Below are 24,686 nucleotides of genomic sequence, written 5' to 3' on the forward strand. Positions count from 1 at the left end.
ATCACTTGTTCACACGGTTGTGGCGAGCGGGCTTGCCCGCGTTGGGCTGCGTAGCAGCCCTAAAACCAGACGCCGCGAATTATCTGAATAGGCGGGGTGGCAGCGCGGGGCAAGCCCGCTCACTACACGATGCGGTAACGCTAGAGGGGTGAACTACTGACCACCCGCAGCGCCAACCCCTCATATGCGTCCAGGGTAATGGTGAACGCCCCCTCCGCCGTCAGGTCTCCCTCCACGCGCTCATTGATGATATCCACCACCATCCCGGCAGCAATATCAGGCAAATGCAGGGTTTCGGTGATCGGCATGGCGCCGAAGTTCAGCGCAGTAATTTGTATGCCCTTGCCGGCCGGCAATTCGTGGACCATCACCAGCAGCCCCGGGTTTTCGACTTCCGGCACCTGGATCTGGCGACTGGCCGCGATATCGTAGGCACGGCGTACCGCGAGGATTTTCTGCAGTTGCGAAGCGAAGGATTCGGGGTCCTGCAACTGGCTGTTCAAGCTGCCGTAAAGGCTCTTCGAACGTGGCATATGGCCGGCAGACAGTTCTGCCTCAGGGTTCAAATCCACCAGGTCATACGCGCCGCGATGAATCCAGCGCGTATCGCCATCGCGCATCAGATGCTCGACTTCTTCGGCCGCCAACGGCAGCGCGCCGACCAGGTCCCAGCCGGACAAGGCAAACACCCCAGGCTGCATCGCGTTGTACATCACCAGCAGCAGATGGATCTGGCGGATTTGCTGGATGTCCGCCTGGGTAATCGCGTCGAGGTCACGAATCCCCAGCGCCGCCGTAATGATGCTGGCGGTGGTGCACGACACGCCATTGGTCACGAACTTGAGGTTATACGGCGCATGCTCGCCGGCCAAACGTTCGTACATCTGCTCGCGAATGTGCTCGCGCAGGATGTTACCGGGGAAGGTCTGGCCCTGATAAAGGAAGGTGTCATGGGCATGCAACGTCCAGAAATGCACCAGTTCCAGGGTCAGTTCATCGTGGTTCTGCAACGCGTGGATCAGCGAGCCGGGGTCGATGCCCTGGCGGTGCATTTCGCGCAGCATCAGGCGCAGGAACTCGGCGTCGCCCATCAACAGCGCATGCTGGTACGCCGGGCGGGTAATGAAGTCATAGGACAGGTCGGCACCGCCATGGGACATGGACGCAATGTCGTCCACGGTGAGGTTCAGCTCCTGGAAGCTGAAACCGCCCGCCTTGCGGATCGCGCCGCCCAACAACTGGTTGCCGGTGATCGACAGCGGATGGCTCTCGGACCAGGCCGTGCCATCCAGCTTGCGCTCCACACCGAGGAACCCGTTGGCATCCAGGCGCAAGATCTTTGCGCCCATTACGTCGATGGCATGCAGCGCATCGCCAATGATCATCTGCTGCGCGGCAAAGGTTGGGTCCAGCCAATTCAGCGACGGCTGGCCTTCCTTGAAGTAATGCAGGTACACCCAGCGACGCGGCTTGCCATCCACGCCCAGCACGACGTTGGTTGCGCTCCAGTCGGTTTCCTTGACGCCGGGTTCGAAGAAAATCACCCGCTGCAACTGGCCGACGATGTAGTTTTTGTCACGCAACGCATCGACCTGCACGGGGCTGAGGTTCTGCGCATCGCGCCCCGCGACCACGTCGGGCAGCAACGACCAGTCTTCTTCGCGAATTTCCACCATGTGGTAAAGGCCGGGATAGTCCTCGTACGCCATCTCGGCCAGGCGAAAGTCCGCGCCCTTGCCGGTGTGGGACGGGATCACGTCGTCGATAATCACCGCATTGTGCGCCGCCGCCATGCGCGTCAACGCCTGTAACTGCGCTTCGGTGCCCAATTCAGGGTCGATCTCGAAGCTGATGCGGTCGAAATTGCCGTCGATGGTCGGCGTGTGCTCGGTTCCGCTCAGGCCGCCGGACTTTTTCAGTGGGCCGTTGTGGATGCCTTGAATGCCGATTTTCGACAGGGCGTGCCACAGCGCCTCATCCCCCAGCGCTTCCAATACCGTGCCACCTTCACGGGTCACGATCGACGCCGGGTAGGCGGTGAACCACACCGACGACAAGGCCGTCGCATCACGGGGCCGGGTCTGTGCGTAAGGCTGTTGCCACAACCGGCCCTGCCCCGAATAGAGCTTGGCCCGCTGGCGTGCTGCATGCAGCATCGATTGTTCCACCAGCCAGTTCACATGGTTGTTTTCAGCCGCCGTCATAAGCCTGATACCTGTCGTCGTGAAGCATTACTCGTGAACATATGAGGGTTGTGTGGGCCATTCGTTGCATCGGGATGGTGCTGGCGATGGACTGTAGTGAGCGGGCTTGCCCCGCGCTGGGTGGCGAAGCGGCCCCAAACCAGGCGACCCGGTTGTATCTGGAATACGGCGGTGTCTTTACCGGGGCGGCTTCGCCCCCCAGCGCGGGGCAAGCCCGCTCACTACAAGTTGCGCCTGCATGCTCAAAAGGGGGGGAGATATTGACACTGCGATGGCGCAGATAAGTACCGTCCGCAGACTTAGCGGGTTTCCCGATACTGCCTCGGCGTAAACCCCGTCGAGGCCTTGAACTGGCGGGTGAACGCGCTGTGGTCGGTATAGCCGCACTGCAACGCAACCTCGGTAATCGGCATGTCGGTATGCAGCAACCGATGCGCGTGCTCCAGGCGCACTTTCTGGATCATCTGCCGGGGCGTCAGATGGAACACGCGTTTGCAGTAACGCTCCAGCTGCGCCACTGAAATCCCGGCGATGCGCGTCAGCTCACCCAGGGTGACGCGGCGGTTGAAGTGCGCGCGGATGTGCGCGTCCACGGCGGCCAGGCGTTGGTACGCCGGGTGGCTTTCGCTGGCGGTTTGCAGGTCGACCGAGATGCCGGCCAGGCCGATGATCGCGCCGGCGTGGTTGTACAACGGCCACTTGTGCGTCAAGCACCAGCCGGGTTCGCGGGTGCCGTACAGGTGCAATTCAAGCTGGTCTTCCAGCACAAAGCCTTGCTCGAGCACACGCCGGTCCTGTTCGGTGTAACCCGGTCCCAATTGCGCGGGGAAGACTTCAGCGCTGGTCTTGCCCAGCAGCGGTTGCAGGTGTTTGAGGCCGCAGCGTTGCACCAGGGTGCGGTTGGCGAGGACGTAACGGGCCTGGGTGTCCTTGATGAAAATCGCCGCATTGGGAATCACATCCAGCATCGGCAATAGTTGCATCACACCGGCCAATAAGTGCTCGATGGTGTGGGGGCGATTCGCCTCGCTCCCTTGGCAAAGGGTCGCAAACGCGCTCTGCATCATGACTGTCCCCCTCCCCCGAAAATTGCCTCGATGCGTAGCAGATTGCCCGATGCCCAGGGCGCTGTCGAGCGGTGCAAACTGTGCTGATTTCGTCATCGATGCCGGTAAAAAACATCAATCGCGCCGCCGTTCATGAGTTCACTGTAGGGCCACTGCATGCCTATCCAATAACTCACAAGAAGGCGACGCTATGTCAGGTCAAGGCAAGTTCAAGAAACAACTTTCATTGATGGACCTCACCTTTATCGGGCTGGGGGCCATCTTTGGTTCGGGCTGGTTATTCGCGGCCAGTCATGTGTCTGCAATCGCAGGGCCTGCGGGGATCATTTCCTGGCTTATCGGTGGTTTCGCCGTGCTGCTGCTGGGCATTGTGTACTGCGAACTGGGCGCTGCATTGCCCCGCGCCGGCGGCGTGGTGCGCTACCCGGTTTACTCCCACGGCCCGCTGCTGGGCTATTTGATGGGCTTTATCACGTTGATCGCGTTCTCGAGCCTGGTAGCCATCGAAGTGGTTGCCTCGCGTCAATACGCCGCGGCGTGGTTTCCCGAGCTGACCAAGGTCGGCTCAAGCGACCCGACCACCCTGGGCTGGCTGGTGCAATTCGCCCTGCTCTGCCTGTTCTTCGTGCTCAATTACCGCAGCGTAAAAACCTTTGCCATCGCCAATAACCTGGTGAGCGTGTTCAAGTTCATCGTGCCGTTGCTGGTGATTGGCGTGCTGTTCACCTTCTTCAAGCCGGCGAACTTCCAGGTCCAGGGTTTCGCACCGTTTGGCCTGTCGGGCATCGAGATGGCGGTGTCGGCCGGCGGGGTGATTTTTGCCTATCTGGGGCTTACGCCGATCATCTCGGTGGCCAGTGAAGTGAAGAACCCGCAACGTACGATCCCCATTGCGTTGATCCTCTCGGTGTTGCTCTCGACCGCTATCTACGTGCTGCTGCAAACCGCATTCCTCGGTGGCGTACCCACGGAAATGCTCGCCAACGGCTGGGCCGGGATCAGCAAGGAGCTGGCGCTGCCTTATCGGGATATCGCCCTGGCGCTGGGTGTGGGTTGGTTGGCGTACCTGGTGGTAGCCGATGCGGTGATCTCCCCCAGCGGCTGCGGCAACATCTACATGAACGCTACCCCACGGGTGGTGTATGGCTGGGCGCAGACCGGTACGTTCTTCAAGGTTTTCACGCGTATCGATGAGAAGTCCGGCATTCCGCGCCCGGCACTGTGGCTGACCTTTGGCTTGTCGGTGTTCTGGACCCTGCCGTTTCCGTCCTGGGAAGCGCTGATCAATGTGGTGTCCGCGGCGCTGATTCTCAGCTACGCGGTCGCCCCTGTCACCGTCGCCGCGCTGCGTCGCAATGCACCAGAGATGGCGCGCCCGTTCCGCGTCAAAGGCATGGCGGTGCTCGGCCCGCTGTCGTTCATCATCGCCGCGTTGATCGTGTACTGGTCCGGTTGGAGCACCGTTTCCTGGCTGCTCGGCCTGCAAATCCTGATGTTCGTGGTGTACCTGCTGTGTGCCCGCTGGGTGCCGACCGCGCACCTCAATCTCAAACAGCAAGTGCGCTCTTCAGCCTGGCTGATCGGCTTTTACGCGGTGACCATCCTGCTGTCCAAGCTCGGCAGTTTTGGCGGAATCGGTGTCATCAGCCATCCGTTTGACACTGCGGTAGTCGCGGTCTGCGCACTGGGCATTTACTACTGGGGGGCTGCCACCGGAGTACCAGCGCACCTGGTACGCCTGGAGACCGAAGACGATGAAAGCGAGACGGTGGACGAGCCCCACACCCACGCCCCGCTCACCCCGGCCACCCATTGATTGGAGCGTTTTATGAAACGATTGCATGTGATCGACTCCCACACCGGCGGCGAACCGACGCGCCTGGTCATGAGCGGCTTCCCTGCGCTGAACGGCGACACCATTGCCGAACAACGAGTGCACCTGCGCACCGAGCACGATCAATGGCGCCGCGCCTGCCTGCTGGAGCCGCGTGGCAATGACGTACTGGTCGGTGCGCTGTACTGCGAGCCCGTCACCCCTGGCGCGGTGTGTGGGGTGATCTTCTTCAATAACGCCGGTTACCTCGGCATGTGCGGCCACGGCACCATCGGCCTGGTCGCGTCCCTGCACCACTTGGGGCGCATCCAGCCCGGCGTACATACCATCGACACGCCGGTCGGCCCGGTTGCGGCAACCTTGCACGAGGACGCCAGCGTGACCCTGCGCAACGTGCCCGCCTACCGTTTTCGCCAACGGGTGCCGGTGGACGTGCCGGGCCATGGCGTGGTCTACGGCGATATCGCCTGGGGCGGCAACTGGTTTTTCCTGGTGTCGCAGCACGGCCAGACGTTGCAGATGGACAACGTCGACGCGCTGACCGATTACACCTGGACAATGCTCAAGGCCCTTGAAGACCAGGGCATCCACGGTGAAGACGGCGCGCTGATCGACCATATCGAACTGTTCGCCGACGACGACCTGGCCGACAGCCGCAACTTCGTGATGTGCCCCGGCAAAGCCTACGACCGCTCACCCTGCGGCACCGGCACCAGCGCCAAGCTGGCCTGCCTGGCCGCCGATGGAAAACTCGCGCCCGGTGAAACCTGGACACAAGCCAGCATCACCGGCAGCCAATTCGAAGCGCGCTACGAATGGGACGGCGAGCGTATCCGCCCCTTCATCACCGGCAGCGCCTACATGACCGCCGACAGCACCTTGCTGATCGACGAGCGCGACCCTTTTGCCTGGGGCATCTGAGCCCCGGCCGTATTCAACTGAACGACTCCAGGAGTTAGAACAATGAGCGACAACATCTTCACCGGCTGCATCCCCGCCCTGATGACCCCGTGCACCGCTGAGCGCAAACCGGACTTCGACGCCCTGGTCGCCAAGGGCCGCGAGTTGATCGATATCGGCATGAGTGCCGTGGTGTATTGCGGCTCCATGGGCGACTGGCCGCTGCTCACCGAGGCCGAGCGCCAGGAAGGTGTGGCACGCCTGGTGGCGGCGGGCGTGCCGACTATCGTTGGCACCGGCGCAGTGAACAGCCGTGAGGCAGTAGCGCACGCGGCCCACGCCGCCAAAGTCGGCGCCCATGGCCTGATGGTGATCCCGCGCGTCCTGTCCCGAGGCGCCTCCGCCACCGCGCAAAAGGCGCACTTCTCGGCAATCCTCAAGGCTGCGCCAGACCTGCCGGCGGTGATCTACAACAGCCCGTACTACGGCTTTGCCACCCGCGCCGACCTGTTCTTCGAACTGCGCCGCGAACACCCGAACCTGATCGGCTTCAAGGAATTCGGTGGCGGTGCCGACCTGCGCTACGCAGCCGAACACATCACCTCCCAGGACGATAACGTCACGCTGATGGTTGGCGTCGACACCCAGGTGGTGCACGGCTTCGTCAACTGCAACGCCACCGGCGCCATCACCGGTATCGGCAATGCACTGCCTCGGGAAGTCCTGCAACTGGTGGCACTGAGCAAAAAAGCCGCCAAGGGCGATGCCAAGGCCCGCCGCCAGGCCCGTGAACTGGAAGCCGCGCTGGCAGTGTTGTCATCGTTCGATGAAGGCTGCGACCTGGTGCTGTATTACAAGCACTTGATGGTGCTCAACGGCGACAAGGGCTACGCCCTGCACTTCAACGAGACCGACGCCCTCAGCGACGCCCAGCGCCGTTACGCCGAGCATCAGTACGCGCTGTTCCGCCAGTGGTACGCCAACTGGTCGGCAGAACAGAACGTCGCCTGACCCCTTACGCGCCGCTGTGGTTCTCGCAGCGGCCAACCCCACCTTTTTTCCAGGACGATTCCATGACTCTGACGGGCAAGATGCTGATCGGTCAGCAACTCATTTGCGGCAATCGCGATGCGATCCGGGCGATCAATCCCGCCACCAACGCAGCCTTGGAGCCCGCCTACCTGGGCGGCGACGGCGAACATGTCGCGCAGTCGTGCGCATTGGCGTGGACGGCCTTTGATCTCTACCGCGAAACCTCACTGGAGGCCCGCGCGACCTTCCTTGAGTCCATCGCCACACACATCGAAGCCTTGGGCGATGAGTTGATCGAACGCGCCGTTGCCGAAACCGGCCTGCCCCGCGCGCGCATTGAAGGCGAACGCGGCCGCACCTGCGGGCAACTGCGCATCTTTGCCCGCACCGTGCGTGCCGGGGAATGGCTGGATGTGCGGGTAGATACGGCGCAGCCGCAGCGTCAGCCACTGCCACGGCCAGACCTGCGTCAGCGCCACATCGCGTTGGGCCCGGTGGCCGTGTTTGGCGCGAGTAACTTTCCGCTGGCGTTTTCCGTGGCCGGTGGCGACACCGCCTCTGCACTGGCCGCCGGTTGCCCGGTAGTCGTCAAGGCCCACGGTGCTCACCCGGGCACCAGTGAGCTGGTGGGCCGGGCAGTGGCGCAAGCGGTGAAAGCGTGTGGCTTACCCGAGGGCGTGTTTTCGCTGCTGTACGGCTCGGGCCGTGAGGTCGGTATTGCGCTGGTTACCGACCCGCGCATCAAGGCCGTCGGCTTTACTGGCTCTCGCAGCGGTGGGCTTGCGCTGACGCAAGCAGCGCAGGCACGGCCCGAGCCGATTCCGGTGTATGCGGAAATGAGCTCGATCAACCCGGTGTACCTGTTCCCGGCGGCGTTGGCGGCTCGGACTGAGGTATTGGCCCAGGGTTTTGTGAGTTCCTTGACCCAGGGTGCCGGGCAATTTTGTACCAACCCAGGACTGGTGATTGGGGTACAAGGGCCGGATCTGGATCGTTTCATCCGCAGGGCGGCTGATCTACTGCCGAACTGTGCAGCGCAGACCATGCTTACGCCCGGTATTTCCAGTGCCTACGCTTCAGGTGTGGGCGCCTTGACTGAACGCGCCAAGGTTGTTGCGAAAGGTCCGGCGGCCACCGGTCCCAACCAAGGACAGGCGCATTTGTTCGTGACGCAGGCGAGCGATTTCTTGGCCAATGAACCGCTGCAAGCCGAAGTCTTCGGCGCGGCATCCTTGATCGTTGCATGCGCCAACCCCGAAGATATGCGACAGGTTTCTGAACACCTGGAAGGCCAACTCACCGCCACCCTGCATTTGGACGAAAACGACCTGCCAAGCGCCAAGGCCCTGCTGCCTGTGCTTGAGCGCAAGGCCGGGCGCCTGTTGGTCAACGGCTGGCCGACCGGGGTCGAAGTGTGTGAGGCCATGGTCCACGGCGGGCCCTTCCCGGCCACCTCGGATTCGCGCAGCACGTCGGTGGGCACGGCAGCCATCCAGCGTTTCTTACGGCCGGTGTGCTATCAGGATTTCCCCGATGCGTTGTTGCCCGGCGCGCTCCAGCACGGCAACCCGTTATTGCTGCGGCGCTTGCTCGACGGCCAGAGAGAGGCGTAGGCCATGTCCGATCCCGATATCGTAGTGGTCGGCGCCGGCATTATCGGCGTCGCCTGTGCACTGCAACTGGCGCGTCAGGGCCGGCACGTGGTGGTGGTCGACCAGCAGGAACCCGGCATGGGTGCTTCCTATGGCAACGCCGGGCACCTGGCGACCGAACAGGTGTTTCCGATTGCCGACCTGTCGATCCTCAAACGCTTGCCCGGCATGCTGCTCGACCCCATGGGCCCGCTGCGCCTGGATTGGAAATACCTGCCGCGCGCCCTGCCCTGGTTCCTGCGCCTGTTATTGAACCTGCGCCCGGCCAGCTATCAGCGCACGGTCGCGGGTATCCGCGTGCTCAACGAGGGCAGCCTGGGCGCCTGGCAGCGCCTGCTGCATAGCATCGGGCGCCCGGAGTTGTTGCGTGAAGAGGGCTCGCTGCTGGTGTTTGAACGGGCGGACTCACGGGACGCCCTGGATGCCTTGCAACAGCGTATGCACGCGCAACAGGTGCCCGTCGCGTTCTGGTCCGGCGACGCGATACGCCAGGCTGCACCGCAATTGAGCGACAACATCCGAGGCGGGCTGTTTTTCCCCAGCACCGGGCACTTCCTGGACCCCTACCAAGTGGTGTGCGAGCTGGTCCAGGCAGCCAAGGCCAGTGGCGTGCAATTCCTGAAGTGCCAGGTGCTGGATGGACGTTTGGAAGAACACGGCGTCTCACTCACCACCGACCAAGGCCCGCTCGCCGCACGGCAGGTGCTGGTCGCCTGCGGTGCCCACTCAGCCAAACTCACCGCTGCACTGACCGGTAAAAAAGTCCCGCTGGACACGGAGCGCGGCTATCACCTCATGCTGCCCCACGAACAGCAGCGCCTGCCGTTTGCCGTCACCTCCTTGGAACGCAAATTCATCATGACGCCTATGGCCGACGGCCTGCGACTGGCCGGCACCGTGGAATTTGCCGGCCTCGACCGCCCGGCGAATATGGCGCGCGCCTGGCAGTTGCATCGGTTGAGCAAAGGGTTGTTCAGGCAGGACCTGAGTGCGGAAGGTGCAACGCCGTGGATGGGGTTCCGGCCGTCGTTGCCGGATTCGCTGCCGGTGATTGACCGGGTGTGCGACGGGAAAGTGCTGCTTGCGTTTGGGCATCAGCATTTGGGGTTGACGCAGGCGGCGGTGACGGCGGAGTTGGTTGGGGAGTTGGCGAGCGCGAATCGAGGAGCGGCAGCACCGGCACTGGAGGCTTATCGCCTGGACCGATTCTAAAAAATCAATTGCCGACAACAATTCATGGAGTGTAAGCAGTGCAAATGTGGGCTTGCTCGCGAATGCGGTGGGTCAGTGATTGACGCTGTGACTGATACACCGCATTCGCGAGCAAGCCCGCAGACATTTAAACGTGTGTATCTATAGATACGTGTCCGTTTGATTGGCGCGTTGTTCAGTAGAAACCTTGAACAAGGCATCAGCCATTTCCTGAATATCCTCCCGCATCCAGAGCTTTTCCAGCCATCCCGCCGGAATACCTTGCACCCCATAATGCGCGCCGGCCAATTGGCCGACGATGGCAGCGGTGGTGTCGGCGTCATCGCCCAGGTTCGCGGCTGCCAACACAGCGTCTGCGAAATTGTCTGTGTTCAGTACGCACCAAAGCGCAGCCTCCAGCGACGCCACGGCGTAACCGGAACCGGTGACCTGCTCCCGAGTTTTGTTGCGATACTCGCCTTGGGCAATTGCCACAACCTTTGGCGCAGAAAGACCGGCGCTTGAGACGGTCGCTAGCTGTTCCTTTGGCACCCCATTCAAGGCGTTACTGGTTGCCCGCGCGAGTACCACGCAGCACTCGATTGCCTCTTGGGCGCCATGGGTCGTACGGGAACTTTGACGGGAAAAATCGTCGACGCGCCGAAGGTCTGGAAAGTAAAACAGCACGATCGGCGCGAGACGCATCATTGAACCGTTTCCCGCGGAAAAAGGGTCAGTAGATCCTGCAAACGGATCACCGTGCGCCTCAAAAGCCGCCAGTGCCGAACGCACGGTCATGCCGATATCAAAACAATCACCCGTGGAGCTCAAGTAGCCCCACTTCCACCAGTTCAAATACCGGCCCATCTGGTCGGCGGGATCAAACCCACCTTTACGCACCAAGCTTTCCGCCAAACACAACGCCATTGAGGTGTCGTCAGTCCATTGCCCCGGCTTCAGGGTGAACGGCCCGCCCCCCACCATATCGGTGAGCGGCGTGAATGTGCCGCGTGGCATGAATTCAACGGTAGTGCCCACTGCATCACCGCACGCCAGGCCCAATAAGCTGCCGCGATAACGATCCAAACGTGTAAGAGGCATAGGTCTTCCTTGAAAAAAATGAGTCAGGCATAACTCTACTTGACCAACCGCTTCTCCTTGGAGGGGCGATATCCGAAATACGAGCTATAGCACTTGCTGAAATGGCTCGGTGAGACGAACCCGCACGCCACCAGCACCTCCACCTGAGACAGCTCGGTGTGTTGCAGCAACCGGCGTGCTTCGGTGACACGCAGTTCCATGTAGTAACGCTGCGGCGTGGTGCCCAGTTGTTCCTTGAACAACCGCTCAAGCTGGCGGCGGGAGCGGCCGGCGTAGACAGCCAACTGGTCGAGTTCCAAGGGCTCTTCGAGGTTGGCGTCCATGAGTTTTACGACTTCACGCAGGGGCGCGCTGACGCTGACGTTTTCGGTGGGTTTGATACGCCGGTAGCGGGATTCTTCGAAGGCCAGGATGTCTTCGATACCTTCGACCAGGGCTTTGTCGTGCAAGCCCTTGATCCAGTCCAGCGCCATATGGAAGGCGCCGGAGGGGCTTGACGCGGTGAGGCGGTCGCGGTCGATCACGTAAGGTTCGCTGGTGACGTGGGCAGCCTTGGACACTTCCGCCAAGGCCGGGCGATGTTCGGGGTGAATGGCGCAGCGATAGCCTTGCAGCAGGCCGGCGCGACCGAGGAACCAGGCGCCGTTCCATAGGCCGGCGAGGCCGACGCCGTGTTCGGCAGCGTTGCGCAGCAGGTGAATGAAGTCTTCGCTCGCCTTGAGTTCAGTGCGAAAACCGCCGCAGATCACCAGCAACTCCAGGTCTTGCAGGGCCGCCACGTCGAGGCGTGCGTCGGGGCGGATCACCAGGCCCAGGTCGCTGTTGACTTCGCCATCGTCCCAGCCGAAGGTGCGCGAAGCGAATAGTTCCGGACGTAGCAGGTTGGCGGTGACGAGGGTGTCCAGGGTCTGGGTGAATGCAGGCAGGGAAAAGTGCTCAAGCAGCAAGAAGCCGACACGAGTCACCGATGCTGGCTGCTGGGTTTCATTGAGGTAGCGCAGGTTCTTGCCTTTCATGCCACCGCTGAATTGACGTCTTTCCATCGAGGGTTGGCCCACTTTTATTGTTGATGCAGTGGGCGCCATCTTAGGGGGAAACGCGTTGGCTGTCTCAGGCACTGATCTTGAGAAAACCGCAAACGCTCAAAGCCCGTGGCAGAACAGGGGTCGGGCCATCTGATACGGTTTTTTCTTTGCTATCTGCGCCTGTATTGAAATGCGGGTGAGGCGGACAATGGCCCCATTCCCTACCCACTCTGCGGAGGCCTTATGGCCAAGATGGCACTTTTCCTGTTCGGCTTTTTGGTGTTGACCATCGGCATTGGCTTGCTGGCGACCATCTCGCCGGTCTGACACTCAGCCGGCAAACAGCATCGGGTACAGCGACAGCACCAGCAAACCGGCCATCGACCCGTTGAACAGTCTTAGCCAGCGCGGCTCACGCAATACACTGCGCAAGCCACTGCCACACCCGACCCACACGCACACGCTGGGCAAGTTGACCACGGCGAACACCAGCGCAATCACCAGCACATTGGTGACATAGCCTTCAGCCGGCGTATAGGTGGTGATGGCCCCGAGCGCCATGATCCAGGCCTTGGGGTTCACCCACTGGAACGCCGCCGCGCCGAGGAAGGTCATGGGCTTGCCCTGCTCATCGTTGCTGTCGGACAGGCCGCCCGCCGTCGCGATTTTCCACGCCAGGTACAGCAGGTACGCCGCGCCCACGTAGCGCAACAGCGTGTAGGCCCATGGAAACACCTTGAACACCTCGCCCAAGCCAAGGCCCACCGCGATCACCAGCACCATGAAACCGATGCTGATCCCAAGCGCATGGGGCATCGACCGGCGGAACCCGAAATTCACCCCCGAGGCGAGCAGCATGGTGTTATTGGGCCCTGGCGTGATCGAAGACACAAAGGCGAACAGCACGAACGCTGACAACAGACTGCTAGACATGTACATGATGCGGCATCCAAACGGGGGGTATGCCTGCGACAGTAGAGGGTTATTGAGCCCCCTGCCCCGTACAGCCACGGCACGATTGAGGCATACACTTTTTTGCCAACGCTTTCACAAACCTTTCACAGATGACGCTCTATGGTGGACCCAGCTCCTAATGAACATCCTTTTAGCCCGCGCTCCCCACGCGGGCTTTTCTTTGCCTGGGGTTTATCGCAGGCAAAAAAACAGGCAAGCCATTGTTCATGACTTGCCTGCGGCGCTGATGATTTAACGCGGGCCTGGGCCACCGCCCTGACCATGCCCGCCACCGTGCCCACCGCCGCCACCACCCGGCGGCATGAATATCCAGCAGCCCGACAAGCTCGACAACAGCGCGACGACAACAGCCGCCTTGGTTAGATACTTCAACTTCATGACATCACTCTCTTACTTGACGAGATTAACTTCTCGTTTGATATGACAGTGCAAGGAGAAGTGCGTCACGGCTATCGTGTAACCTGATGGTAAGGTTTGTATGCGTGACGGTACAACGTGCCGTCACGCCATGAGTAACAACTGACTTCCGTCAGGTCACTGTGTTGCTTAACATGGCGCATGCCTTTTCCGATTGTGTTACTCGTTCTCTTCGCCGCCCTCTTGCACGCAAGCTGGAACGCGTTGTTGCGCGCCGGCAACGACAGGCTGTGGTCAATGACCGTGATGTGCCTGGCGGTTGCCATCGTCAGTACTGGCATTGCCCTGAGTCTCCCATCACCCGCCGCGGCGAGTTGGCCTTACGCGGTCCTGTCGGGCGTCCTGCACGTGGGTTATAACCTGTTCCTCGTGCGCAGCTACAAGATGGGCGACCTCGGGCAAACCTACCCGATTGCCCGTGGTTCCTCACCCATTCTGATTACGCTGTTCGCCTTGGCATTTGCGGGTGAAGCCGTAGGCACGAGTGCCCTGCTGGGCATCGCATTGGTATCGGGCGGCATCATTTCGCTGGCCTTCAAGCAACGCAAGCTGGCCGTCCCCAGTTTGCCCTACGCCTTGGGCACGGGATTTTTCATAGCGGCCTACAGCGTGACAGATGGCATCGGCGCAAGGCTGTCCGGCGGCCCCCTGGCCTACACCGCATGGATGTGTGCACTTTGGGGCGTACTGATGCCGCTCGTTTACATCGGCCTGCGCGACGCACGCAGCCTGTTCACCCCACGCCAGGGCTTCGTCACCGCCTTGATGGGTGGGCTCGTCTCGCTCCTGGCTTACGGCATCGTCATCTTTGCCATGTCTGAAGCGCCCATGGGAGCCGTCTCGGCCCTGCGCGAAACCAGTGTGGTGTTTGCGGCCTTGATCGGTTATTTCTTCCTGGGCGAGTCACTGACTGTCCGTAAAGTGCTGGCGTGCGTTGTCATTGCCACCGGCACGATCCTTATTGGCTGACCTTCCCCCACTCATAAAAGGTTCAAGAAATGGATACCGTCTCTTCAGCACCCCTGATCCTGATCACCGGCGGAAGCCGAGGTGTCGGCGCCGCAACAGCGCGGCTCGCGGCGGCGCAGGGCTACGACGTCGCCATCAGCTTCATCAACAACGAGGCCGCCGCACTCGGCGTAGTGGCGGACGTACAAGCAGTAGGACGACGCGCCCTGGCCATACGCGCCGACAGTGCAGACCCGGAGCAAGTCGCTCAACTGTTCGCCACCATCGACGAGACGTTTGGCCGCATCGACGTACTGGTCAACAATGCCGCAATCATTGGGCTGCAATCGCGCTTCGAAGACCTCGACGTCGCCCGCATTCAGCGCATCTTTGCGATCAATGCCATCGGCCCGATGCTGTGTGCGCAGCAAGCCGTCAAACGCATGTCGTTTCGTCACAACGGCAAAGGCGGCAGCGTGATCAACGTATCCTCGGGAGCCGCCCGGCTCGGCAGCCCGAATGAGTATGTGGACTACGCCGCGTCAAAAGGCGCCCTGGAGACGTTCACTATCGGGCTGTCCAAGGAAGTCGCGCGCGAAGGCATACGCGTCAACTGCGTACGTCCGGGGCACATCTACACAGAAATGCACGCCAGCGGCGGAGAACCTGGGCGCGTTGATCGCGTCAAGGACAGTATCCCGATGGGCCGCGGAGGAGAACCCGAAGAGGTGGCGCGGGCCGTGCTGTGGTTGGCCGGTGCAGAGGCGTCGTTTATTACTGGGACGTTTCTGGATGTGACTGGGGGCAAGTGACGCATTTACACACGCTTGGCGTGGAAGACGCACTACCTCGTCGAGCACACGGACTTGACCGAAATCGGGATGAACGCCTTGGGTTTTGAACTGAAGCGGTTGGAGGGCTGAATGGACGACCTGATACAAGGGCTCGATGGGCCCAGGACTGCCCAGCAGGAATTGTTTTACGACCTGGAAGATGCGGCGGCGGTTATTGGCTGGTCGGTGGTCGAATTGACCGCTATCGCGGCCAGCGGCAGGACGCCGGATGAGGCCATGACGCTGATGAAAATATGCACGCTGCTGGCGGCGCAACAGGAAAAAATTGGCGCCTATGCGAATGAGGCCAAAGACAAGAGGATCGTCAGGACTGACGATCGCCCGATTCAGCTGTGATCATAAGCAGTGCGGGGACTCTGTCCACGTTTCGCTATCCAACCACAGAAACATCGCTCAACTTTTTAGCCCTCTTCTCATTTTGCAGGTGTCATCGCCCGTGGACTACTTGACCTCTTCCCAATAGCCCTTGAAGAGGTCGCCATGCTCGACAGTAGCTGTTACTCCGCATTACAACCGATAACCCGCTTCCTGCGAAAAGCCTGTGTCGTCGCCCTGCTGACAGTTCCAATAGCCGCTTTCGCCATCGTGGGCGGCGCGGATGCGCAGGATGGGCGCTACCCGTTTATGGCTTCGCTCCAATTCAAAGCGTCAGGCACGACGTCGCTGGAGCGTCACGGTTGTGGCGCGGCCTTGGTCGCACCTCGATGGGTACTGACCGCGGCCCATTGCCTGGTTAACACGCAACCGGGTGACGTCGAGGTGATCCTCGGGCGCACCCTGTTGAGCAATACACGGCAGGGCCATACCGTCGGCGTACAACAAATCGCTGTTCACCCTGAATTCCTGCGCTCGCTGACCCTTGATGTCGCGCTGCTCAAACTTGATCACGACATCACCGACATCCCGTCCATCACGCCGGTGACACGCGAAGCAGGGCTTGAGGATCGCATCAAGCGCCCCACCGTCCTCGGCTGGGGAAACACGGCGCGCAGCCCAGCCCCCGACGTATATCCGGACCATCTGCAGCGCGCACGCTTGCCCAGAATGACGGACGCACTGTGCACATCACTCGCGCCAAACGTGAACCTGCAAAACACCTTCTGTGTGGGGGCTGACGGCTTGATACCGGACAGCGGCGACTCCGGTGGCCCTGTATTCGTCAAACATCCCAAAAGAGGGTTTGTGCAACTGGGCGTCGTCAGTCAAGGCGTCTTGATTGCACGCTTGTCCAACCCGAAGATCGCTGACTTTATTCGTGAAACAATGAGCGAATCGCCTTGATTGCATGATTTACGGCGGCTGTGTAGGCGTGGGGATATTACGTTTACACAGGCCTGTTGACTGCGACACACTTCCTTGGGATGGCGGGCGCCGGGTGAATAGCTCTGTTGGCTCATGAAGGCGTACGCCCAAATCCTGCGTTTGCGACAGCACAGAACAAATGCTGATAAATTTCCATCGAATAAAACGGACACCCTCATGGGAATTAAAGTCACGATGCTAAAAGGCCTTTGCTTCCTGACGATGGGTGCCATAGCGCTCGACGCGCTCGCGGGGACGTCGGAGCAGCGTTTTCTATGTTCGACGGAAGAAACGCTATTATTCGGATGCGATTCCGGCCCGAAGATGATCTCGGTGTGTGCATCGCCCGGCTTCTCAGCGACAACAGGCTATGTGCAGTACCGATTTGGTACGCCCGGCAAAATTGAATTGAGCTACCCCGAGAAGCTGAGTCCACCGAATGGTCATTTCTGGCTCAGCTCTACGGGCTACTCAGGTGGCGCCGAGGCACACCTGCGCTTCACCAATCATGGCGTAACCTACGCCGTTTTCGACCGTACGGTGCGCACAAACTTTACCCCAGGAGAACCCAACGACCCCGAATTCAGCGAGGGCATCGTCGTGCGTCTACCGGGAAAGAAAGCAACAAGTCGACTCTGCACCTATTCCGAAGGCGGCATTCGCGAGCAGGCCTACACAACCATCGAACGGGAAGACTTCGACGATAGCCTTGTTCCGTAAAGGAGCACATTGCGCCCCCCGATCACAGGCAATAAAAAACCGCCTCATGGGCGGTTTTGGTGAAACCATATTCAGGAAAAGCTGCAAAATTGGATGTGTCGCGGGTAGGCTTTAGCATGCAGCGAACGACTCAGCCCAACAAGGAGGTTCTCGGTGAACAAAGCAAGTAAATGGATACGCATTGCACTCTCGATACCGATTTTCGCCGCGTCAATTTTATCTGGAATCGTGACGGCTAAAATAAGCTTAAGTGCCGTACTGGTATTTTTTACGGGGCTCATGACGGCCTATGACATCGGCGTGGCAATAGGCAGCCTGGCTGTAGGTTTGGTTACAGCCCTGATTACCTGTGTCCTTTGGATGCTTGGCACATACGTACGAGCTCAGCCAAAACAGGTGGAAGCTGAAGCGCCATAAGGGTTGTCCTACGCCCGGTCTTCAGCGTAGACCTAAGCGCTGACAGTCGTGCCGCTCCACCGGCGCACCGATGAGCTTCCGGCACGGATCGCGTAATACTCAGCAAGTGCCAGGCGGAATGCCGTTTTTGTTGAAGTCCTTCAGGCGCTCCCGTTCTTCCTCAGTGGAGTGCGCTGGAGTTTGTTGCTCAGGTTCTTTCTTCTTTTCTTCAGTCATTGCTATGTCCTCTGGATGGTGCTATTTCGGCACCTGGAGGAAGCAGCAGTTCAACTCAATCCGCCCACCGCCCGGAAATGCCCCGGACTCCCGCGAAACGGATTTACCTGAGTGACTCACGACCGGCTGCCCAGCCTAAACTTCGCCGACGTCCGCGATGCCCGCCGACCTGCGCCCGTGCAAACCCTAGTCTGAACTGATCTCAATGTCCTCTGGAAAGATGAGCTTTCCACACCAACCGTGCCCGGCTGTAAGAGCAGATATCGGAGCAAGTAACAGTGCCACCAGTAACAAGGCTCTCTTAAATCCGCCGAGGCTGCTAACCATCACCCTGCAGATAAGCCATAGGTGAAGAAGACTTGCACCACTAGCAAGAAAGATAAACCCGAAGGCGTGAAACGAGCTGGACATCCATGTTCCTCACTTCCTTGAAAACCGAAGCATAGCGTTTCTAAATCGCTACCTGTCAGAAAACCCTCCCCCTTCAAAGTCATCAAAGGTATTCGGATATCGACCTTGATCACCAATACGTCTGGACTCGAATGAGACAGCAGATGTTGCGCAACCGGTGGGACGACGCACGGGAGAAGGCGGCGATCAAAGCCGCGGCTGAGGGTGACCCCGCGCTGGCTGCTAGCATTCGGCAATTCCAATTCAAGGATATCCGGCCTAACGCTGCTAGCGAGATAACGTTGACTCACGCGAGCCGCCTACTAGCTCACTCCACAGAAGAAATGACCAAGAAGGTCTATCGGCGAGTCGGTGAAATTGTTAAGCCTACGAAATGATTCGGTGCTACGAAATTTACGATAGGTAGAAAACGGCCAAAAGCAGACGTTCAAAAATTACAGGTATTGCGAAGTTGGGTTCAGCCCATAACGCTGCGAGGAAAATGCCCCCCGATGTTATTGCAGGACTCGGACCGTTACCTGTGTCCTGCGCCTAACCGGGGGCCACTTCTCGCAGCAACGCGACTCGCGATGAAACGGCAACAGACCCTAGAGCTGAAAGCGCGAGATGTTCTCTCGCAATGTCACGCTGGTGCGTGCCAGTCCTTCGCTTTCCTTCTGAGCACTGCGGAAGGCTGCAGCGGATTGCTCGGCGCTTTCGCTGACGGTCACGATGCCCCGGCTGATCTGCTCGGCAACGGTACTCTGCTGCTCTGCGGCAGCGGCGATTTGGTGGTTCATTCCATTGATCCGCTCGATCATGGTTACGATCGTGCTTACCGCGTCACCGGCCTCGGAAACGCCGGCCACCGACTGCGCACTGGAGCGCTTGCAGCGTTGCATATGCTGCGAGGTCTCGTCGGCAATTTTCTGCAGACTGGCAATCAGCCCCTCAATCTCTGAGGTGGCCTTCTGGGTACGCTGTGCCAGGCTGCGCACCTCGTCGGCTACCACCGCGAAGCCGCGTCCGGCCTCGCCAGCACGGGCAGCTTCGATGGCTGCATTGAGGGCCAGCAGGTTGGTCTGGTCGGCGACCGACTTGATCACTTCAAGCACGCCACCGATATTGCCGGTTTCATTCTTCAGCCGGCCCATGGCCATGTTGGACTGTTCGATTGTCTCGGCCAGTTCGTCGATCATGTTGACGGCATCTTTGGCCTTCTGCTGGCTGTACAGGGCCGCGCTATCGGCCTCGCTGGCGGCACTGGCGGCGGATTCGGCGTTGCGCGCGACATCCTGCACGGTGGCGGCCATTTGGTGAACGGCGGTGACGATCTGCTCGACCTCGCACTGTGCCATGGCCACGCTTTCGGCGTTTCTCAGGCTCGATTGGCTAAGCTCCTGGCTGGATTCGGCCACGGTCTGTGAGGACAGGTTTATGCCTTTGGTCATGTCCCGCAGGTTCTCCTGCATGCTCAGCAGGGCGGCCATTATGCTGGCTTGTGGTGGCTCAATCGTGCGCTCGCTAGCGCGCAAATCGCCGTTGGCAACCCGTTGGGCGAGCTGGTTGAGTTCACTCGGTTCGGCACCCAGCGCGCGCAGCAGGTTGCGGCTGATGACGTAACCCAGTACCGCTGCTAGTAAGACGGCCAGCGCAGTAATGGCCAGTAGAAGGTTGCGTTGTGACAGATAGCGTTCGTCATTTTCGCTGACCTGCAGGTCTGCCCTCTGGTTGGTGTAGCGCAGGTATTCGCCAATTGCCTGTGTCAGCTCGGCCAGTAATGGTGTGCACTGCTCGCTGACCATGCGCAGAGCCTCATCGTTTTCACCCTTGAACAGGTGTTCGGCAATGCTGTGCGCTACCGGTTTGTAGCGGCTCTCGACCTGCTCGAAGGTTGAAAGCAGTTCACGCTCTTTGGGCGACACATCATCATGGTTATCAATTGCCTGGCGTAGCGCGACGAGGCTGCTGGCCACCATTTGTTCGTTGACGGCAATAGCGCCCCGCTGCTGTTCTCTCGCGGTGACATTGCTGTTCAAGGCGATGTTACGCAGGGCAATCGCGCGCTGGGCGGCGGCGTCGTTCAGTGTGTTGGCTAGGCGGGTGCGTGCATCAACGCCATTAACGTAGAGGAAAAAGTCCTTATTGCTGTTAGCCAGGGCGTAAAGCGAGATAGCGGCGATCAGCAACATAAACGCGAGCAGGCTGGCATAGCCGGCATAGAGACTGGTCCGTGTCGAGAGCCGGGGAGTGTGCGATGGCATATGATGTACCTGCGTCATGGGAGGAGCAATTAGAGGCACCTGCAAGGGCATCTATTCGCCCTTGGTCCGCATCCTGCGCAGGTATTCTTTTGTTCAACAGCAACGGGTAGCGGTGTTATTTCCTGGCTAGCCGAAACTTGTACAAGTACTGAATCTTGTACAAGTCTTGTACAACTATATGGGCGAGATGTCGTAATGACATTATTTAATCCCGATGAACGGTCAGTGACATCCGGTTTCTGGCAGGCGCCAGAAATAGAGGTAACCGCCAGCAAGCACTTGGCTGCATCCAAGCTGGGGTTGGCGTTGCCCGTCTTAATACGGACAGTCATCACCGATGAATCTGCAGCTCGACGACTGGATTGAAAGGATGGCCTAATGACACTGCCGCTACCATCAGAAGATCCCTACTAGGTGGTAGGGATATAGGGAACTGGATAGGAAAATTCCTACTACAACAGGCTTCTCCGGAAAGCCGAGGTCATGGCTAAACGACAATGCATGCCATAGACCTATCGCCCCGGTTGTATGGCCATGTAGATATTGCCGGTACCAAAACGGCGCCAAGACGATGGAGAACGTATGGCACGCGATGCGCGGCGGCCGTGTGCTCCGGTGCGACACCTTGCACTCTGCGCGGCCGAGTTAACCTATCGGGAAGCTGTGCTGTTTCCCTGCCTAGCGGCATCGGTTCGCACCTGGGCCCCTAGGTGGATTCGACACCGCCGAGATTGCCGGAATCGATGGCCGATTGCATGTAGTAGGCATTGCCGGATGATCGCTTCTGGCCTTTAGTGGACGCTTAGGCTCCTTAGTCTTGAGCACAATCCCACGTCCAATCGAGGAAAGGCATACCGATAACAGCGTCTTGAATTTCCCGAAAAATGGCAGTGTTGCGGAAGTGATCCGAAAAATTGCGGAAGCGATGACAAAATCGCAGGCAATAAAAAACCCCGTAGACGTTAATCTACGGGGTTTCTAAGAGTGGAGGCCGAGGTCGGAATCGAACCGGCGTAGGCGGATTTGCAATCCGCTGCATAACCATTTTGCTACTCGGCCTCAAACGATCAGTGTCTCAACGACTAACACTCACCGCATAAAAACTTGAGTGGGCTGAAGAACCCTGCCTCTACTCTAACTCATTGAATACATTGAGGTTTTTAATGCCTCATTGCGTTCGATGGGCGCCATTATGTACGTATTTGCCAATGCGTGCAACCCCTTGATTTCAAAAATATTTCGTATTGCCATCAAGGAGTTGCGTGCCTGCCCTACTCCTTGATGTGCAGTTGTTGGTACTGCGGGTCGGCCTTGATTTGGGCTTCGGTGAAGGGCAGCGGGCTGAGTTTTTTCTGGGAGAACGCTTGGGTCTGGTCCTTGCTGTGTTTGGAGGCTGGGTTGCTGGACTCGGAGAACGCAAGTACGCCCCTGACATGCGGCCCCTGGTCGTCGAAGGTGACGATTTGCAGGTAGCTGGTGCCGCTGACGACTTCGCGTTTGCCGTCGGCGCGGGGTACGGTTTGCATGGCGTTGTAGACCCCCAGTTCTTGCGGGCCGCCATGGACCGGGGTTTGGCCGGAGACTTGGATGTCGCCCCATGTGCTGTTGGCGCTCAGGCCGAGTTTGGCGACCTCGGCGGTGGACGTCAGCATCGCTTCGCGCAGGGCTTTGGCGACGGGGGCGCGGTCGATGGCCAGGCCACGTGGGGTGGTGAGAGGCTGGGCCGGGTCGAAGGCGACGCGCCAGGCGTCGGGGATTTCCTGCAGCTGTTGCACCAGGTTGATGAAGTGCACCAGGCCAACGCCGCTGTCGAGGTTCGCGCGCTGGTCCCAGTTTTTCAGGCTGGTGCACAGCGGTTGCAGCGCGGCGGCGTCGGCGCCGAGGTATTTGGCGCAGAACGCGAGCAGGTCGGGCATGACTTGGCCCGCCAGGTACACTTCGTTGTCCATCACCATGTTTTGCAGGTCGGTGACAGTGATCGGTTTATTCAGGGACTGCAGGCGTTGTAGCGCGAAGCGCGCGCGCGGGCCGAGGCCGATGTGGTCCTGGCTGATCACCGGGGAGAACCCGGTGAGTGGCGCCTTGGGGTTGACCAGCCACGCCGAGTCGTTGGAATGCTGCACGTAGTCGCTGCGCTCGAGTTGCGGCAGCTGTTCAGCCGGGAAGATGCCGGCCTGGGCCGCGCGTGGGTCGATGTCCCAGGCGCAGGCGCTGCGGGCGCCGTCGAGCATGATCAGTTGCAGGGCGGCGTGAGGGTCACTGCATTGCGCCAGTTTGGCCGCGCTGACGTTGGGCACCACTGACTGGTTCATGTACAGGCTCTGGCCCTGGTCATCGGCGGCCACCGTGTTGACCCACGGGATACCTTGCAGGGTGCGCACTGAGGTTTTCAGTTCATTAAGGCTGCTGGCGCGGTTCATCGCATACCACTGTTGCAGCACGCGGTCGTTGCCCAGGTTGGCGTCGCGCAGACTGAACGCGTACTGCCTATCCCAATCGAGCTTGCCCGGCCACTGCACCACTGGGCCGAACTGCGAGCTATAGACCGTGTGCGACTGGTTCTTGAGGCTGCCATCAGCTTGTTTGACCTGCACGTTCACCGTGGTTTTATCCAGGGCAACAGATTTGCCATCGAGCATGTAGCGCGTGGAATCCTTGGGGTCCAGGGTCAGGCGGTACAGGGTGAAGTGCTTGGACGTATCCACCGTATGGGTCCACGCCACATGCTGATTGAAGCCGATATTGATCACCGGCAAGCCCGGCAGCGCGGCGCCCATCACATCCAGCTGGCCGGGGATGGTCAGGTGCATCTCATAAAAACGCATGCCGCCCACCCACGGGAAGTGCGGGTTGGCCAGCAGCATGCCGCGCCTATTGAATGAGCGATCACGCCCCACCGCCACCGCGTTACTGCCGCGATCGAAGGCGAAGCGCTGTTGATTGACGGCGGCCAGTTCAAACGCCTTGGCGCGGGTCGGCGCACTGGCCGTTGCTTGTGGAGGTGTAGCACCGACCAGGGCTTCGGCGAATTGGCCTACACCACCTTCCACCAATAGCCTACGGGTCAGTTTGACCAAGTCTTCAGCCACCAGTGGCCGTACCCACGCCGCCTGGCACTGCGCCGGCGCGCCCTGCTCTTTCAGGTAGCGGTTGTAGCCGGCCACATAACCTTCAATACGCTGCTGGATCTGTGGGCTCTGCGCTTTCCAGAACGCGGCGACGGCGTCCGGCGTATTCAGCCAGGTAAAGAACACATCGCTGGCCAGGTTGTTGCGCTCTTCCAGGGTCGTCTGCTCGGGGCCAAAGAAACTGGCGCGCTGGCCATTCACCGTGACCACTTCATTGGCCAGCAGGCACAGGTTGTCCTGGGCGTAGGCGTAGCCAATGCCGAAGCCCAGGCCACGCTCGTCATTGGCGCGTATGTGCGGCACGCCATAGCTGGTACGACGGATATCCGCCGACGCTTGCGTCACCTGCTCCCGCGCCAGCGCAGCCAGGCTCAACCCCAGCAACACCCCGGCCACACATACCCTGGACAACCCATTGGAAATAATCACGCAGACTCCACAGTCAGATTTAATCGCCTCACGCGGGGTAATAACCCCACCGTAAGAACGCAAACCACTGGGAATAATTTAGCAAGGGGCGAGGTTTATTGACGGCGGTGCGAATGTGACAAAACCGATACCGACGAATTTTCTACATCCGGCACTTCATGATTTCGCTCGCTCGTTCGTCTTATTAATCAAGAGCGCTCATTTTTTTCCTGATCAGGCTCTGATAAGGAGTTTTTGCATGTACAACTCGCAAGTGCCCACGGATGGACATTCACCGGCTGCCGAGACCACTTTTGGCAGCGGTACACAAGTGTTCGGCAAAACGCCGGAACAGCAAGGCAACCAGCGTATTCGCCACCTGCTCAAGTGTTTTGGGTTGCGCACCAGCCTGATCCGGCTGAAGGTCATTGACGCCCTGCTCACCGCCGCCGACAACCGACGCAGCCTCGGCGTGCGCGGTGTGCACAGCCATTTGCTGGAACTGGGCATTCCGCTGTCATTTCTCAGCGTGCGCGAGGTGCTCAAGCGCCTGTGCAGCGAGGGCGTGATCACCCTCAATGCAGATAAAAGCTACAGCCTCCACGAAGAGGCTGCCAAGGTGATCGAAGGTCGCACCTGAG

20 protein-coding genes and 1 tRNA gene are annotated in these 24,686 nt (G+C 59.9%); 12 read left to right on the forward strand and 9 right to left on the reverse strand.

Going from position 1 to position 24,686, the window contains the following annotated elements; all coding sequences use genetic code 11:
• Window positions 1–140 precede the first annotated feature (140 nt).
• Together treS and AB4O35_RS21160 are read right to left on the reverse strand one after the other, a co-directional pair.
• The gene (gene treS, locus AB4O35_RS21155) at window positions 141–2,204 is read right to left on the reverse strand and encodes a maltose alpha-D-glucosyltransferase (protein WP_065945275.1); all 2,064 of its coding nucleotides are present in this window, start codon (window positions 2,202–2,204) and stop codon (window positions 141–143) included.
• Between the two features lie 299 nt (window positions 2,205–2,503).
• Window positions 2,504–3,271, reverse strand: coding sequence for an AraC family transcriptional regulator (locus AB4O35_RS21160; RefSeq protein WP_175402974.1), 768 nt, complete (start codon window positions 3,269–3,271; stop codon window positions 2,504–2,506).
• 190 nt (window positions 3,272–3,461) lie between these two features.
• Here AB4O35_RS21160 and AB4O35_RS21165 point away from each other — a divergent pair, with 190 nt between their 5' ends.
• The 5 genes from AB4O35_RS21165 (at window position 3,462) to AB4O35_RS21185 (ending at window position 9,901) form a co-directional block, all read left to right on the forward strand.
• The gene (locus AB4O35_RS21165) at window positions 3,462–5,087 is read left to right on the forward strand and encodes an APC family permease (RefSeq protein WP_065872986.1); all 1,626 of its coding nucleotides are present in this window, start codon (window positions 3,462–3,464) and stop codon (window positions 5,085–5,087) included.
• A 12-nt stretch (window positions 5,088–5,099) separates the two neighbouring features.
• Window positions 5,100–6,026 (forward strand): 4-hydroxyproline epimerase, encoded by a 927-nt coding sequence (locus AB4O35_RS21170; protein WP_065945274.1) that lies wholly within the window; start codon window positions 5,100–5,102, stop codon window positions 6,024–6,026.
• A gap of 42 nt (window positions 6,027–6,068) precedes the next feature.
• Complete coding sequence (locus AB4O35_RS21175; protein ID WP_065945273.1) at window positions 6,069–7,016, forward strand: dihydrodipicolinate synthase family protein; 948 nt, start codon at window positions 6,069–6,071, stop codon at window positions 7,014–7,016.
• A 62-nt stretch (window positions 7,017–7,078) separates the two neighbouring features.
• Window positions 7,079–8,650: an aldehyde dehydrogenase (NADP(+)) gene (locus tag AB4O35_RS21180; RefSeq protein ID WP_065945272.1), complete on the forward strand. Its 1,572-nt coding sequence runs from the start codon at window positions 7,079–7,081 to the stop codon at window positions 8,648–8,650.
• Window positions 8,651–8,653: 3 nt separating this feature from the next.
• Window positions 8,654–9,901: an NAD(P)/FAD-dependent oxidoreductase gene (locus AB4O35_RS21185; protein WP_065890934.1), complete on the forward strand. Its 1,248-nt coding sequence runs from the start codon at window positions 8,654–8,656 to the stop codon at window positions 9,899–9,901.
• 141 nt (window positions 9,902–10,042) lie between these two features.
• Here AB4O35_RS21185 and AB4O35_RS21190 read toward each other — a convergent pair whose 3' ends face one another.
• The 4 genes from AB4O35_RS21190 to AB4O35_RS21205 all read right to left on the reverse strand — a co-directional run bounded on the left by AB4O35_RS21190 (window position 10,043) and on the right by AB4O35_RS21205 (window position 13,359).
• Entirely contained in the window at window positions 10,043–10,981 is a 939-nt protein-coding gene (locus AB4O35_RS21190) for an ADP-ribosylglycohydrolase family protein (RefSeq protein WP_065945271.1), read from the reverse strand.
• Between the two features lie 35 nt (window positions 10,982–11,016).
• On the reverse strand, window positions 11,017–11,997 hold the full coding sequence (locus AB4O35_RS21195; RefSeq protein ID WP_065872980.1) for a GlxA family transcriptional regulator: 981 nt from the start codon (window positions 11,995–11,997) through the stop codon (window positions 11,017–11,019).
• 339 nt (window positions 11,998–12,336) lie between these two features.
• A complete protein-coding gene (locus tag AB4O35_RS21200; protein WP_065872979.1) occupies window positions 12,337–12,945 on the reverse strand; it encodes a LysE family translocator in 609 nt (202 codons plus the stop codon).
• Between the two features lie 267 nt (window positions 12,946–13,212).
• Entirely contained in the window at window positions 13,213–13,359 is a 147-nt protein-coding gene (locus AB4O35_RS21205) for a hypothetical protein (RefSeq protein ID WP_175402973.1), read from the reverse strand.
• A 180-nt stretch (window positions 13,360–13,539) separates the two neighbouring features.
• Between AB4O35_RS21205 and AB4O35_RS21210 the strand changes: the two genes are divergently transcribed.
• From AB4O35_RS21210 to AB4O35_RS21235, 6 genes are all read left to right on the forward strand, one after another.
• Window positions 13,540–14,367: a DMT family transporter gene (locus AB4O35_RS21210; protein ID WP_065872978.1), complete on the forward strand. Its 828-nt coding sequence runs from the start codon at window positions 13,540–13,542 to the stop codon at window positions 14,365–14,367.
• Window positions 14,368–14,396: 29 nt separating this feature from the next.
• Window positions 14,397–15,158, forward strand: coding sequence for an SDR family oxidoreductase (locus AB4O35_RS21215; protein WP_065872977.1), 762 nt, complete (start codon window positions 14,397–14,399; stop codon window positions 15,156–15,158).
• 111 nt (window positions 15,159–15,269) lie between these two features.
• Entirely contained in the window at window positions 15,270–15,536 is a 267-nt protein-coding gene (locus tag AB4O35_RS21220; protein WP_065872976.1) for a hypothetical protein, read from the forward strand.
• Window positions 15,537–15,680: 144 nt separating this feature from the next.
• Window positions 15,681–16,481 (forward strand): S1 family peptidase, encoded by an 801-nt coding sequence (locus AB4O35_RS21225; RefSeq protein WP_083207048.1) that lies wholly within the window; start codon window positions 15,681–15,683, stop codon window positions 16,479–16,481.
• 198 nt (window positions 16,482–16,679) lie between these two features.
• Window positions 16,680–17,222: a hypothetical protein gene (locus tag AB4O35_RS21230; RefSeq protein WP_139114569.1), complete on the forward strand. Its 543-nt coding sequence runs from the start codon at window positions 16,680–16,682 to the stop codon at window positions 17,220–17,222.
• A gap of 153 nt (window positions 17,223–17,375) precedes the next feature.
• Window positions 17,376–17,639 carry a hypothetical protein gene (locus tag AB4O35_RS21235; protein ID WP_065872973.1) on the forward strand — a complete coding sequence of 88 codons (264 nt, stop codon included), beginning with the start codon at window positions 17,376–17,378 and terminating at the stop codon, window positions 17,637–17,639.
• 1,214 nt (window positions 17,640–18,853) lie between these two features.
• Here AB4O35_RS21235 and AB4O35_RS21240 read toward each other — a convergent pair.
• From AB4O35_RS21240 to pvdQ, 3 genes are all read right to left on the reverse strand, one after another.
• Window positions 18,854–20,509 (reverse strand): methyl-accepting chemotaxis protein, encoded by a 1,656-nt coding sequence (locus tag AB4O35_RS21240; protein ID WP_065880579.1) that lies wholly within the window; start codon window positions 20,507–20,509, stop codon window positions 18,854–18,856.
• Window positions 20,510–21,494: 985 nt separating this feature from the next.
• Window positions 21,495–21,568, reverse strand: a tRNA-Cys gene (locus AB4O35_RS21245).
• Window positions 21,569–21,780: 212 nt separating this feature from the next.
• Window positions 21,781–24,066 (reverse strand): bifunctional acylase PvdQ, encoded by a 2,286-nt coding sequence (gene pvdQ, locus AB4O35_RS21250; protein ID WP_065945269.1) that lies wholly within the window; start codon window positions 24,064–24,066, stop codon window positions 21,781–21,783.
• Between the two features lie 238 nt (window positions 24,067–24,304).
• Here pvdQ and AB4O35_RS21255 point away from each other — a divergent pair, with 238 nt between their 5' ends.
• Window positions 24,305–24,685, forward strand: coding sequence for a fe2+ zn2+ uptake regulation protein (locus AB4O35_RS21255; RefSeq protein WP_065872968.1), 381 nt, complete (start codon window positions 24,305–24,307; stop codon window positions 24,683–24,685).
• Window position 24,686: the final 1 nt, after the last annotated feature.

Source organism: Pseudomonas sp. H1_A03 (assembly GCF_054685145.1).